Below are 14,976 nucleotides of genomic sequence, written 5' to 3'. Positions count from 1 at the left end.
TACACGAATGGGAGAGGTGCAATGTCGAATTTCGAGTCGCAAGTGATACCGGCGCTGGGCAAGGGGCGGCGCAAGAGCCTCAGCCTGGACCAGTCCAGCCTGGTCACCTTCAGCCCGATGTTCGCCGACCGCCCGCTGCCGCTGGTGTGCACGCCAAGCATGCCCGGGGTCAACCTGATCGAGTGGGCCGGGCAGAACCGCGCCCTGATCGAAAGCAAGCTCGACCAGCATGCGACCCTGCTCTTTCGTGGCTTCAACGTGCCGGATATCCACGCCTTCAATCAGTGCGTCGATGCGATTTCCGGCGGCGCGCTGGAGTACCTGTTCCGCGCCTCGCCGCGCACCCAGATCACCAAGAAGCTCAACGTTTACAGCTCCACCGACTACCCGTCGGCAGAGAAGATTTTCCCGCACAACGAGCACTCCTATTCGCCGGTGTTTCCGCTGCACCTGTACTTCTATTGCGACCAGCCCTCGGCCACCGGCGGCGAGACGCCGTTCGGTGATACCCGGCTGCTGCTCGAACGCATCGACCCGCAGGTGCGCGATGAATTCATCCGCAAGCGCGTGCTCTACGTGCGCAATTACGGCGACGGCATGGGCCTGCCCTGGCAGACGGTGTTCCAGACCGAAGACCGCGCCGAAGTCGAGGCTTACTGCGCCAGGATTGGTATCACACCTGAGTGGAAGCCCGGCAATCGCTTGCGCACCCGCCAACAAGGCCCCGCAGTGGTGCGCCACCCGCGTACGGGCGACACGGTGTGGTTCAACCACGCCACCTTCTTCAACGCGCTGACCCTGCCCGAGAGCATTCGCGACAGTCTGCTGGCCGAATTCGAACCGCAGGACCTGCCGCAAAACACCTACTTCGGTGACGGCTCGCCGATCCCCGAAGACTACATCCGCCACCTGCAGCAGCTGTACCGCGAGGTGATGGTCGAGTTCCCGTGGCAGCGGGGCGACGTGGTGGTGCTGGACAACATCTTCACCATCCATGCCCGCAACGGTTACAGCGGCCCGCGCAAAATTCTCACCGCAATGGCAATCCCGCTGAAAAGCACCGACGTGGCCATTGGTTAAGGACATCAGCATGACGTACAGCACTCCAGCAGAAATCTTCCAGACCTCCGCCCAGCAAGCTGCACTGCTGCGCGCCGAACGCAATGCCGGGCGCCCGCTGCTGGCCACCCTGCAGCTGCCTGCCAGCGTTGTCGGTGACAACGCGCAGTGGCACGCCGCGCTGCTGCAACTGGCCGAGCGCCACGAAATCCTGCGCACCCGCTACACCCAGGTGCCTGGCCTGCAGTTGCCCGCCCAGGCGATCAGCGCGCAGGCCGAGGTACGCCTGATGCACGCGGCTGACCTTGAGCAAGCCCGCGAGCTGGCTCGCGCAGTGTTGGCAGAGACGCCGCTGGTGGCAGTGCGTTGGGCTGAGCAAGTGCTGCTCGCCGCGCCGCTGGCCAGCCTTGACCGGACCAGTCTGCGCCTGTTGGCTGATGAACTGGCGGCGCTTGGCCAGGGCCAGACATTGCCTGAATTCGATGCCTTGCAATATGCCGACTACGCCGCCTGGCAGGAGGAGCTTGCCGAGCAGCAACTGGGCCAAGAGGGCCTGGCCCATTGGCGCGGTCTGCTGGCGCAATTTACTCAAGCCCCGCAGCTGCCATTCGAGCGTCGGGTTGGCCTGGGCGGCGAGCGGGAGTCGAGCCGTCTGGAGTTGCCATTGGCGACCGTGGCAGGCCTGGCGGCGCAGCTTGGGCTGCCGGCGCAGGTAGCGCTTGGCGGGCTATGGGCAGGTTTTCTGGGCGGCCTGGTGGGCGAACAACGAGTTTTGCTGAGCCTGCTGGTGGACGGTCGCAACGAACAATTGCTCGCCACCTTGGGCCACTTCGCCCGGCCTCTGCCGGTTGCCGCAGAGGTGTCGGCGCAGCAGTCTGTGCGCGAGCACCTGCAGGGCTTTGCCCAGCAGTTGGCGCAGAGCCGCTCCTGGCTTGAATGTTTCAATGAAGTGGAACTGTTCGAGAGCACTCTGGACCATCCCGGCCCGTTGCTGCTCGGCGGTGACATCGAGCTGGAGACTGAGCACGATCTGGCGCTGGTGCAAGATCCCGCTCAAGCCGAAAAACTCCACCTGCAGGCGCGCCGCTGCGGTCAGCAACTGATTCTGCAACTACTGGCCCCGGTCGGCCTGCTCGCACCGGGCTTGCTGGATGCCTGGCTGGCCCAGTTTGCTGTGTTCATCGCCGGAGCTGCGGCCGCGCCTGAGCACTCCGTCAGCGACATCGCCACGCTCGATGCCGGCCAGTCGCGGCAGGTGCTGGCGTCGCTGGACCACAGTGCCAGCCTGCAGACGCCGCAGGCGCAACTGCTGCACCAACTATTTGAACGCCGCGCCGCGCTACATCCGCAGCATATCGCCTTGCAGGTCGAAGGCCGCCAGCTGAGCTACGCCGAACTCGACCGCCAGGCCAACTGCCTGGCGCGGCGCCTGCAAGCCGAAGGTGTCGGCCGTGATGCCCTAGTGGGCGTCTACGGCGGCCGCTCAGTGGAAATCGTGGTAACCCTGCTGGCCATCCTCAAAGCTGGCGGCGCGTATCTGCCGCTGGATCCGTCCTATCCGCACGAACGGCTGAGCTTCATGCTTGAAGACGCTGGCGTCCGCTGCCTGGTGCGCTTGCAGGCGCTGCCTGAGGAACTGACGCTGCCCGCTGCAACCGTGCAGCTGGAAGTAACCGCGCAGACGTTGGAGGAGGGCGACGCCAGCCCGCTGCCGGCAAGCAATCACAGCGACGATCTGGCCTATGTGATCTACACCTCCGGCTCCACCGGCCTGCCCAAAGGCGTGATGATCAGCCATGCCAACGCCTGTGCCTCGACCCAGGCGCGCTTGCAGTTCTACCGCGAACCGATCCAACGCTTCCTGATGCTGTCGTCGTTCTCCTTCGACAGCTCGGTGGCCGGCATTTTCTGGACCCTCGCTCAAGGCGGCAGCTTGTGCCTGCCGGCCGAGCAGGCACACAAAGACCCGTTGCAGATCGCGCAGCAGGTTGCCGACCAGCAAATCTCGCACTTCCTCGCGCTGCCATCGTTCTATGCGCAGATCCTCGAAGCACTGCCAACTGACGCCGGCCTGGCCTGCGTGATCGTGGCCGGCGAGGCCTGCCCGATCGAGCTCAGCGAACGCCACCAGCACCGCTTGCCGCAGACACTCCTGGTCAACGAGTACGGGCCGTCCGAGAGCGCCGTCTGGTGCACTGCCCAGGCAGTCGCCGAGCCAGTACTGGCCGAGCGCGTGGCGATCGGCACGGCGATTGCCGGCACCCGCTTGCAGGTGCTCGACGAGCAGGGCGAACTGGTCGGCTTCGGTCGCCCGGGTGAGCTGTATATCGCCGGCGCCGGCCTGGCCCGCGGCTACCTGGCAAGGCCGAGCCTGACCGCCAGCCGCTTCTTGCCGGACCCGCACGGGGCAGTGCCCGGGGCGCGCCTGTACCGCACCGGCGACCGCGTGGCCTGCCGCCCGGACGGCGTGCTCGACTACCTTGGGCGCCTCGATTTCCAGCTGAAGATTCGCGGCTTCCGTATTGAGCTGGGCGAGATCGAAGCGCGTCTTGGCGCTGACAGCCGCGTACGCGAAGCGGCGGTGGTTGCCCGTGATACCGCGGCCGGCAAGCAGTTGGCGGCCTATGTGGTATTGCACGCCGACGCGCCTGCCGAGGCCAGTGAAGCGGCGCTGCTGGAGCTGCTGCGCGAGCAATTGCCCGAGCATATGGTGCCAGCCTTCATCAACGCGCTCGAGCGCATGCCGTTGACCCCCAACGGCAAGCTAGACCGCAACGCGCTGAGTGCCCGCGAGCAACGCGGTCAGGCCTATGTCGCACCGCGAAATGAGCTGGAGCAGACGCTGGCGCGCATCTGGCAGGAGGCGCTGGAGCTGCCGCAAGTCGGTATCCACGACAACTTCTTCGCCCTCGGCGGGCACTCGTTGCTGGCCACGCGGATTCGCTCGCGGGTACACAGCGAGCTCAATATCAACCTGCCGCTGCGCGCATTTTTCGAAGGTGAAACCGTCGAGTTGCTGGCCCAGCAGGTCGAGCTGCACCGCGATAACGAAGTCAACGAAGACAAGCTCGATGCCCTCGAAGCCCTGTTCGCCGAGGCTGAGCAGCAATGAGTCAGCTACCCGATCGGATGTTGGCCCTGGCCAAACGCTTTGCCGGCTTCAGCCCAGCGGAACGCAGCGCCCTGCAGGCGAAGATGATCGCCCAGGGGCTGTCGCTGGATATTCTGCCGATTCCGCCGCGCGAGGCGGGCATCAGCGAGTTGCCGGCCTCGTATGCGCAACAGCGGCTGTGGTTGGTATGGCAACTGGACCCGCAGTCCAGCGCCTATAACCAACCCGCGCTGCTGCGCTTGCGTGGACAGCTGAACAGCACCGCGCTGGAGCAGGCGATCGGGCAGTTGATCGAGCGGCACGAAGTGCTGCGCACCAGCTTCCGCTGGCACGAGCAGCAGGTGTTGCAGGTGATCCACCCGCAGCGTCGGTTTGCCCTGACCCGGCTCGACCTCAGTGCCGCGGGTGAGGGCGCCGAAGCGCTATTGGCCGAACAGATGACGGCGCTGGCCGAGCAGCCCTTCGATCTGGAGCGTGACTTGCTGCTGCGGGCAACGCTGATCAAGCTCGATGCCGAGCAGCATGTGCTGTTGTTCTGCAGCCACCATATTGTCTGCGATGCCTGGTCGTTGCCGATCCTGGTTGGCGAAGTCAGCGAAGGTTATCGCCAGGCCTTGCAGGGGCAGCGCGCTGCGTTGCCGCCTCTGGCCGTACACTACGCCGACTACGCCCACTGGCAGCGGCTGTGGCTGGAGGCCGGTGAGGGCGAGCGGCAGCTGGGCTACTGGCGCGAGCGACTCGGTAGCGAGCACATGCAGCTGGCTTTGCCACTGGACCGGCCACGCACGGCCAGCCGCAGCAACCACGGTGCGCGCCATGAAATCGAATTCGATGCAGCCTTTGGCGCGCGCCTGCGCGCTATGTCGGCGGCGACCGGCAGCACGCTGTTCATGCTGCTGCTGGCCAGCTTCCAGGCCGTACTGCACCGTTACAGTGGCGCCGCTCAGGTCCGCGTCGGCACGCCCGTGGCCAACCGTACTCGCGCTGAAGTCGAGGGGTTGATCGGCTTTTTCGTCAACACGCAGGTGCTACAGGCTGATATCACGCCCCAGCAGACCTTTGCCGCGCTGCTGGCCCAGGTCAAAAGCCGGGTCCTCGAGGCCCAGGCGCATCAGGACACGCCGTTCGAACAACTGGTCGATGCCCTGCAACCCGAGCGCAATCTGGACAGTAGCCCGCTGTTTCAAGTGCTCTACAACCATCTGGTCGACGCAGCCGACGCCGGCCGCCTGGAATTGCCGGGCCTGACCGTCGAGGTGCAGGGCAGCGGGCATGAAGCGGTGCGCTTCGACCTGACCCTGAGCACCCGCGAAGCCGATGGCCGCTTGTATGCAGCCTTGGTGTACGCCACTGATCTGTTCGACGCCAGCACCATTGCCCGCCTAGCCAAGCACTGGCGCAATCTGCTCGCTGATGCACTGCGCGATCCTCAGCAGGCGATTGGCGACCTTGCGCTGTACAGCCCGGCAGAACACCAGCAGTTAGCGCAATGGGCCGAAGGCGGCCCGTTGCAGCAGCGCGCCCTCGATGTGCCGGCGCGGATCAGTGCCCATGCGCAAACCACACCTGAGGCCATCGCTGTGGTGCAAGGCGCACGGCGCCTCAGCTATGCCCAACTCGACGCCCAGGCCGAAGCCTTGGCCGGGCGCTTGCGCGAGCAGGGAGTGGGCGCCGATGTACTGGTCGGTATCGCTGCCGAGCGTTCGCTGGAGATGGTCGTCGGCCTGCTGGCGGTGCTCAAGGCCGGCGGCGCCTATGTGCCGCTGGCGCCCGAGTACCCGCAGCAACGTCTCAACCAGATGATCGCCGACAGCGCCCTCGAGCACCTGCTGGTGCAGGCGCCGCTGGCTGAGCGCTTTGCCGACCTGACAGGCGTGCACCAGCAACTGCTGCCCGACCCGACCCAGGCGTTGTCCGGCGCAGGCTGGGCGCTGGCGCCGATCAGCGACCCGCAGCAATTGGCTTATGTCATCTTTACTTCCGGCTCCACCGGTCGCGCCAAGGGCGTCACCGTCAGCCACGGCGCGCTGGCCAACTACGTTGCAGCCATCGGCGAACGCCTGCCGATCACTCAGGCGCGGAGCATGGCGCTGGTCTCGACCATGGCTGCTGACCTTGGTCATACCGTGCTGTTTGGCGCGCTGTGCCACGGCCAGGCCTTGCACCTGATCGACAACGACATGGCGGTCGATGGCAGCGCCCTGGGTGCTTATCTGCACAACGAACAGATCGATGTGCTGAAGATCGTCCCGTCGCACCTGGCGGCGCTGCTTGGCGAAGACAACGCCGCAGTCATCCCCCGGCAGTGCCTGGTGCTGGGCGGCGAAGCCTGCCCGCCGAGCCTGTTGCAACGCATTCAGCAGCTGGCCCCGGCCTGCCGCGTGGTCAACCATTACGGCCCGACCGAGACCACGGTCGGCGCCATCACCCAAAGCCTCGATGGCGACTGGGCGCACGCTACACGCCTGCCGCTGGGGCGGCCGCTGGCCAATCTGCGCGCCTACGTGCTCGACAGTGATGCTGGCGCGCTGCCGGTGAACTGTGCCGGTGAGCTGTACCTGGGCGGTGCCGGCGTCGCCCGTGGCTATCACCTGCGCCCGGGCATGACCGCCGAGCGCTTCGTGCCCAACCCGTTCAACACCGACGGCACACGGCTGTACCGCACCGGTGACCAGGCGCGCTACCGCGCCGATGGCCTGCTGGAGTTCATTGGCCGGGTCGATCATCAGGTCAAGATTCGCGGCTACCGGGTCGAACCTGGCGAGGTGCAGGCCTGCCTGCAGAGCCACCCACAGGTGCGTGAATGCGCCGTGGTTGCTCAGGACGGCCCGACCGGCAAACAGCTGGTGGCCTATCTGGTCGCCGCCGAGGCCGATCTGCCCGGGATCCGTCAGTGGCTGGGCGAGCGGTTGGCAGCGCATCAGGTGCCGAGCCATCTGCTGTTGTTGCCCACGCTGCCGCTGACCGCCAACGGCAAGCTGGATCACAAGGCACTGCCGCAACCCGACGTCAGCAGCCAGGCCGACTATCGCGCTGCCGCCAACGACGTCCAAGGTCAACTGGTAGAAATCTGGCAAGCGCTGCTCGGTGTCGAGCGGGTGGGCATCAGCGACAACTTCTTCGAACTTGGCGGTGACTCGATCATCGCCATCCAGATGGTCGGCAGGGCGCGTCAGGCGGGCATTCATATCGCCTCCAAAGACGTCTTCCGCTGCCAGACCATCCTTGAGCTGGCAGCCGTTGCCAGTAGTATCCAGGTGCTGCAGATCGACCAGGGCCCAGTGCGCGGCGAGATGCTGCTGACGCCGATCCAGCAGGTGTTTTTCGCCAGCGACATCCCGCAGTTGCAGCACTGGAACCAGTCCGTGCTGTTGACGCCACGCAGCCCGCTGCAAGCGGCACTGCTGGCCCAGGCACTGAACAGCCTGCAACAGCACCATGACGCCTTGCGCCTGCGCTATCAGCAGGTTGCCGGGCAATGGCAGGCCAGCCACGTCGACAGCATCGAGGCTTGCCTGTGGCACGAAGCCGTGGCCGACGATGCCGCTGTCCGCGATCTCGGCCAGCGTGCACAAGCCAGTCTGGATCTGAGCAACGGCCCAGTGCTGCGCGCGGTGCTGATGGACCTTGCCGATGGCAGCCAGCGGCTATTGCTGGTGATCCACCATCTGGTGGTCGATGGCGTGTCCTGGCGGGTGTTGCTGGAAGACTTGCAGCAGCTGTACCGGGATCTGCAACAAGGCACGCTGGCGCGTCTGCCGGCCAAGACCAGCGCGTTCCAGAGCTGGGCCCTGCGCCTGCGCGAGCACGCCCGCGGTCCGCTGACCGCGGCTGAACTGGCCTACTGGCAACGCTTGCGTGACGCTGATGCCAGCCTGCCACTGGACCGCCCACACGGCGCCAACCTGGCCTGCCATGGCCGCGCTATCAACACCCGTCTGCCACGTGAGGCCACCACCCGCCTGCTGCAGGACGCTGCACGAGCCTACCGCACGCAGATCAACGACCTGCTGTTGCTGGCCCTGGCCGACGTTGTATGCCGCTGGACCGGTCGCCCTGATGTGCTGGTGCAACTGGAAGGTCACGGCCGCGAAGAGCTGTTCCCTGAAATCGACCTGTCACGCACGGTGGGCTGGTTCACCAGCCTGTACCCCGTGCGTCTGGCCCCAGCCGACGATATCGCCAGTTCGATCAAGGCAATCAAGGAGCAACTGCGCCAGGTACCGGGCAATGGTCTGGGCTTCGGTGTGCTGCGTCATCTCGGTGACGATGCCTGCCGCGCCGCGTTGGCGGCAGTGCCGAAACCGGCGATCACCTTCAACTACCTGGGTCAGTTCGACCAGAGCTTCGACGAGCATTCGCTGTTTGCGCCGGCAGCGGAAAACGCCGGGGACGAGCGCGACAGACGTGCCCCGCTGGGCAATTGGCTGACCCTCAACAGCCAGGTCTACGGCGGCGAGTTGGCGCTGAGCTGGAGCTTCAGCAGCGAGGTGTTCGACGATGCCACGGTGCAGCGGCTGGCCGACGACTATCAGGCGACCCTGCTGGCGCTGATCGAGCACTGCTGCCAGGTGGCAAACGGCGGAGTTACGCCGTCCGACTTCCCGCTGGCAGCGCTCGAGCAATCTCAGCTGGATGTCTTGCCGGTAGCACCGCGGGCCATCGCCGACCTGTATCCACTGGCGCCGATGCAGCAGGGCATGCTCTTTCACACCCTCTACCAACACGCCTCGGACGACTACGTCAATCAACTGCAGGTGCCGGTGCAAGGCCTCGACGCCGAGCGTTTCGGCAAGGCGTGGGCGGATGCAATTGCAGCCCACGACATCCTGCGTACGTCCTTCCACTGGCAGGGCGAGCTGAGTGAGCCGGTGCAGATTGTCCATCGTCAGGTCGAGCTGCCGTTGCAGGTGCTCGATGGCCAAGGCGTGGATCTGGAGGCACTTGCCGCTGCCGAGCGGCAGGCCTGTTCGCGCTTTGATCAGGCGCCATTGCTGCGTCTGCTCCTGCTGGAGCTGGGCGGCGGCAAGCAACACCTGATCTACACCAACCATCACATCCTGATGGACGGCTGGAGCAGCTCGCAGCTGATGAGCGAAGTGATGCAGCGCTATCACGGCCTGCAGCCGGCCCGTCAGCCTGGTCGTTATCGCGACTACATCGGCTGGCTGCAGCGCCAGGACGGCGCCGCCTGCGAAAGCTTCTGGCGCCAGCGCCTGACGGCCCTGGACGAGCCTACCCGGTTGGCCGGTAGCCTGGCCCGGGGTACGGGTGCGAGCGGTCATGGCGAGTTCCACCATGACTGGGACGAAGCCAACAGCAAGCGCCTGCAGGCGTTTGCCCGGCAACAGAAAGTCACCGTCAACACCCTGGTGCAAGCGGCCTGGCTGCTGCTGTTGCAGCGCTATACCGGCCAAGCCAGCGTAGCCTTTGGCGCCACGGTGGCCGGGCGGCCGGCAGAGCTGCCGGGGATCGAGCAGCAGGTCGGGCTGTTCATCAACACCTTGCCGGTCATTGCCACCCCGCAGGCAGGCCAGCGCGTCGGCGACTGGCTGCACAGCGTCCAGGCCGAAAACCTCGCCCTGCGTGAGTTCGAGCACACGCCGCTCAACGATATCCAGCGCTGGGCCGGCACCGGCGGCGAGGCACTGTTCGACAGCCTGCTGGTGTTCGACAACTATCCCGTGGCCGAGGCACTGGGCCAACAAGCCGAGAGTAGCGTGCGCTTTGGCGACGTCTCCAGCCGCGAACGGACCAACTACCCGCTGGCCGTGGCAGTTGCAGCCGAACGCCGCCTGAGTATCAGCTACGGCTACGACCGCGCAGCGTTTACCCGCGTCACCATCGAGCGTCTCAATGGCCATCTGTTGCAGCTGTTAGCCGCCTTCATGGTCGACGCCGAGCGCCCCTTGGCCAGCATCGAACTGCTGACCGAAGCGGAGCGCGCTGCGCTGTGCCATAACTGGCCACGCTTCGCCGAACCGCCGGTACACCTGGGCATTGGCGCCATGGCCAGGGCCTGGCCAGAGCGTCAGGCGCTGATTTTCAACGGCCAGCGCTTTAGCTATGGCGAGCTCGACCAGCGTGCCAACCGCCTGGCCCATGAGCTGATCGCCCGCGGCGTCGGCCAGGAGCTGCGGGTGGGCGTGGCGTTGCCGCGCAGTGACGGCTTGCTGGTGGCCTTGCTCGCCGTGCTCAAGGCCGGTGGCGCCTACGTGCCGCTGGACCTCAGCTATCCGCGAGAGCGTCTGGCGTACTTGATGGAAGATTCCGCCATCAGCCTGCTGCTGACCGTGGCGCCACAGCGCGCGCAACTGCCGATCCCGCCGGGGCTGGCGGTGCTTGAGCTGAACAACCTTGACCTCAGCCAGCACGCGAGCAGCACACCTGTCGTCGAGGTTGCACCCGAAAGCCTGGCCTACCTCATCTACACCTCAGGCTCCACCGGCCGCCCCAAAGGCGTCGCTGTCGCCCACGGCCCGCTGGCGATGCACTGTCGCAGCACCGGCGAGGCCTATCGCATGACGCCGGCCGATTGCGAACTGCACTTTCTCTCGTTCGCCTTCGACGGCGCTCATGAACGCTGGCTGACCGGCTTGCTGCATGGCAGCAGCATCCTCTTGCGCGACGACAGCCTGTGGACCCCGGAGCAGACCTGCGAGGCGCTGCGCGAGTACGGCGCGACCATGGCTGGGTTCCCGCCGGCCTATCTGCACCAGCTGGCCGAGCACGTGCAGCGGGTCGGCAATCCACCGCCGATGCGTCTGTACAGCTTTGGTGGCGATGCCATGCCGCAGGCCAGCTTCGAGCTGGTGCAGCAGGTGCTCAAGCCGAAGATGATGATCAACGGCTACGGCCCGACCGAAACCGTGGTCACGCCGATGGTCTGGCGCACTGATTTGAATGACGTCTGCAGCGCGGCCTATGCACCGATTGGCAGTTGCGTGGGCGAGCGCAGCGCGTACGTGCTCGACGCCGACCTCAACCTGTTGCCGGTCGGTGTGGCGGGTGAGTTGTACATCGGCGGCACCGGCCTTGCTCGCGGCTACCTCAACCGCCCTGGACAAAGTGCCGAGCGCTTCGTGCCCGATCCTTATGGCGAAGCCGGTGCGCGGTTGTACCGCACCGGCGATGTGGTGCGCCAGGACGAGGCGGGGGTATTCGAGTACCTCGGCCGCATCGACAACCAGGTCAAGATTCGCGGCTTCCGTATCGAACTAGGCGAGATCGAAGCGCGCCTGATGGGCTTTGCCGCCATCAGCGAAGCCGTGGTGCTGGCGCAGGAAACTGCCCAAGGGCGCAGGCTGGTGGCTTATCTGGTGGCCGCCGCTGGCCAACGCCAGGCGCATACCGATGCAGCCTTGCTCGAGCCGATCAAGGCCGAACTCAAGGCCGCGTTGCCCGATTACATGCTGCCCGCGCATTGGCTGCTGCTCGAGCAACTGCCGCTGACACCCAATGGAAAGCTCGACCGCAAGGCCTTGCCGCTGCCGACGGTTGACCACGCTGCGCGCAGCTACGTAGCGCCGCGCAATGACGTCGAAAGCACGCTGGCTGCGTTGTGGCAGGACGTGCTCAAGGTCGAGCAGGTTGGCGTCAGCGACAACTTCTTCGAACTCGGTGGCGACTCGATCATCTCGCTGCAACTGGTTGGCCGTGCGCGGCAGGCGTCGATTCGCTTTACGCCCAAAGACCTGTTCGAGCAGCAAACCATTCAGGCCTTGGCTGCCGTTGCCGAAGTGGGTGATGGCGAGCAGGTCGAACAAGGCCCGGTAACCGGCACGCAGGTGCTGCTGCCGGTGCAGCAGTGGTTCTTCGAGGAGCCGATCCCGAGCCGGCATCACTGGAACCAGTCGGTACTGCTCAAAGGCCGTGAGCCGTTGCAGGCAGCTGCGCTGGAGCAGGCGCTGCAGGCCTTGGTTGGACACCACGATGCGCTGCGTCTGGCGTTTGTCGAGCAAGCCGATGGCTGGCAGGCGCACTACCGTGACGTAGACGTTGCTCAGAGCCTGCTGTGGCAGGTCGAGGTGGCGGATACCGCTGAACTGGAAGCACGCTGCGAAGCTGCCCAGCGCAGTTTTGATCTGGCTGCCGGGCCGTTGTTGCGGGCAGTGCTGGCGACCTTGACTGATGGCAGCCAGCGCTTGTTGCTGGTGGTGCATCATCTGGTGGTCGACGGCGTGTCCTGGCGGGTGCTGTTCGAAGACTTGCAACAGGCCTACCAGCAAGCGCTGCAAAACCAGCCAGTGCAACTGCCGGCAAAATCCAGCGCCTATCAGCGCTGGGCCGAGCGCTTGCAAACTCATGCGCAGCGCGCCGACGCGCTGGCCGAACTGGATTACTGGTGCAGCCAGCTCAGCGGCGCGGTTACCGGTCTGCCCGGTGTTGCAGCCAACGCGATCGCCAGCGGCCTCGATGCCACCAGCGTGCACGCCAAGCTCGACACCGAACAGACCCGTCGCCTGTTGCAGGTGGCGCCGGCAGCCTATCGGACCCAGGTCAATGACCTGCTGCTCACCGCGTTGGCTCAGGTGGTCGGCCAGTGGACCGGCGCCGGCTCGACCTTGATCCAGCTCGAAGGCCATGGCCGCGAGGCGCTGTTTGGCGACATCGACCTCAGCCGCACAGTCGGCTGGTTCACCTCGGTGTTTCCGCTGAAGCTGACACCGGCTAACGATCCTGCAAGCTCTATCAAAGCCATCAAAGAACAACTGCGCGCCATCCCCGACAAAGGCTTGGGCTACGGCGTGCTGCGTTACCTCGGTTCGGCGGACACTCGTCGGCAACTGGCTGCGCTGCCGGTACCGCGCATCACCTTCAACTACCTCGGCCAGTTCGACGGCAGCTTCAGCCAGGATGATGCCTTGTTCAGCCCGGCCAGCGAAGCCCATGGCAGCGATTCCAGCGCTGAGGCGCCGCTGGGCAATTGGCTGTCGATCAGTGGCAAGGTGTATGACGGCCGTCTACGCCTGGACTGGAGTTTCAGCCAGACGATGTTCGACCCTGCGCCGATGCAGGCGTTGGCGGATGCCTATGTGCAGGCGCTGGCCGAGCTGATCGAACATTGCTGTGACGAGCGCCACGCCGGCGTCACCCCGTCCGACTTCCCTTTGGCCGGGCTTGCGCAGCCCCAGCTGGACGCACTTGGCGTCGCGCCTGCGGCCATCGAAGACATCTATCCGCTGGCGCCGATGCAACAGTACCTGTTGCAACATGAGCGGCATGAAGCTGTGGCGGGCGACTTCGTCAACCAGATGTGCATGGACCTCGATGGCGTCGACCCGGAGCGGCTGCGCCAGGCCTGGCAGGCGGCGATGGATCATCATCCGATCCTGCGTACCCGATTTGCCTGGGCGGCGCCGTTGGCTGCTCCGGTGCAGGTGGTGCATCGCCAGGTACGGTTGCCGTTGCGGCAGGTGGATGGTTGCGAACTGAGCACTGCTCAGCTTGAACAGTTGGCCAATGATGAGCGCCTGCGTGGGTTTGAACTGGATGCTGAGCCGTTGTTGCGGTTGGTGTTGATTCACCGCGGTGGCGCGCGCTATCGGCTGCTGTGTACCAATCACCATATTCTGCTGGATGGCTGGAGTGGTTTTCAGCTGTTCAACGATGTCCTGGCTGCCTATACCGGGCAGGCGCTGGTGCGCAGTGGTGGTGGCTATCGCGATTACATTGCCTGGCTGCAAAGCCGTGACCGTTCTGCCGATCAGCACTTCTGGCAAGGGCAACTGGCCTTGTTGCACACGCCGACCTTGCTGCAGCGCTGCGCCATCGGCCGCACTGCGGCAGCGGCAGGAGGGCATGGCGAGTTGGCCTACCGCTTTGACACACTGCAGACCGAGCAGGTTGCCAGTTTTGCCCGCCGGCAGAAAATCACCGTCAACACGCTAATGCAGGCCGCCTGGTTGTTGCTGCTACACCATCACACGGGTGAATCGACAGTCGCCTGCGGCGTGACCTTGTCTGGACGACCGCCGCACTTGCGCGATATCGAGCGGCAGTTGGGCCTGTATATCAACGATGTGCCGCTGGTGGCCGAAATAGATCGCCTACAAGGGCTGGGCGACTGGCTGCAGGATTTGCAGGCGCGCAACCTGCAAGTGCGCGAGCATGGCTATAACGCACCGGCTGAGATCGAAGGTTGGGCGGGTCTGGGCGGTGCTCTGGCGGATACCGTGATTGTCTTTGAGAACTATCCGGTCAGCGCCGCACAAGCGAGCGGTGACAGTCGCGGCTTGCGCTTGCAGGCCATGAATAGTGTCGAACAGGCCAATACCCCGCTGACGCTGTATGTGGAGCTGAAAGGCCAATTGCAGCTGCGCTTTGACTACCGACTGGATGCATTCGCTGAGGATGCGGTGGGTCTGCTCAACGAGCAATTGTTGCAGGTGCTGTGGCAGTTGGTGGATGGGCGAGTTGATCGCAACCTGGGGGAGGTATTGGGCAAACGACCGTTGGCGGCGTGATGGCTTGTCGTGAAGGGTGGAAAAAGGGGCACCGAAAGGTGCCTCTTTTTTTTGCGATGACTTATGGGCGGCACCCGTTAGCAGTAGCTCACTTGCGCTGCCTGAAGTCGTTGCGACCCAGCCGCTTGGCTTTGCGTAGAGACCTGAATGAGGGAGACTCGCATGGGTATATGCATTTTGCATGCATCTGTGCCAAACGGTATCATGCAGGTGAATTGCTCAGGTAGATAGGCCGCGAAAGAGGGGCGCGGCCTTTTTTTGAAGCACGTCAGGATAGACCAAAAATGGACACTCAATATTATCTTCGGCAATGTAAACGTGGGCTGCTCTATAGCGGCG

Annotated in this window: 3 protein-coding genes and 2 pseudogenes; all 5 read left to right on the top strand. The window is 64.9% G+C overall.

The genetic code is table 11. The features are described from left to right. The first annotated feature begins 21 nt into the window (after positions 1-21). The 5 genes and pseudogenes from FW789_RS13705 to FW789_RS13685 all read left to right on the top strand — a co-directional run bounded on the left by FW789_RS13705 (position 22) and on the right by FW789_RS13685 (position 14,637). The gene (locus FW789_RS13705) at positions 22-1,080 is read left to right on the top strand and encodes a TauD/TfdA family dioxygenase (protein WP_207073357.1); all 1,059 of its coding nucleotides are present in this window, start codon (positions 22-24) and stop codon (positions 1,078-1,080) included. Positions 1,081-1,090: 10 nt separating this feature from the next. Next, positions 1,091-1,969 (top strand): annotated as a pseudogene (locus FW789_RS13700) (condensation domain-containing protein); the annotation flags it as partial. 423 nt (positions 1,970-2,392) lie between these two features. Continuing rightward, positions 2,393-3,583 (top strand): annotated as a pseudogene (locus FW789_RS13695) (amino acid adenylation domain-containing protein); the annotation flags it as partial. After that, positions 3,560-4,171, top strand: coding sequence for a phosphopantetheine-binding protein (locus FW789_RS13690; RefSeq protein WP_431606909.1), 612 nt, complete (start codon positions 3,560-3,562; stop codon positions 4,169-4,171). The pseudogene FW789_RS13695 and the gene FW789_RS13690, both read left to right, overlap by 24 nt. After that, a complete protein-coding gene (locus FW789_RS13685) occupies positions 4,168-14,637 on the top strand; it encodes an amino acid adenylation domain-containing protein (RefSeq protein ID WP_446431597.1) in 10,470 nt (3,489 codons plus the stop codon). The genes FW789_RS13690 and FW789_RS13685 overlap by 4 nt, the downstream gene beginning before the upstream one ends. Positions 14,638-14,976: the final 339 nt, after the last annotated feature.

This window comes from Pseudomonas sp. 1121_17 (assembly GCF_052850745.1).
The sequence above is the reverse complement of the archived record's forward strand: the minus strand, read 5'-3'. Positions and strand labels throughout refer to the sequence as shown.

Coding starts and splice junctions, on each gene's coding strand:
- FW789_RS13685 (WP_446431597.1), top strand. CDS start 4,168: ATGAGTCAGCTACCCGATCGGATGTTGGCCCTGGCCAAACGCTTTGCC.
- FW789_RS13705 (WP_207073357.1), top strand. CDS start 22: ATGTCGAATTTCGAGTCGCAAGTGATACCGGCGCTGGGCAAGGGGCGG.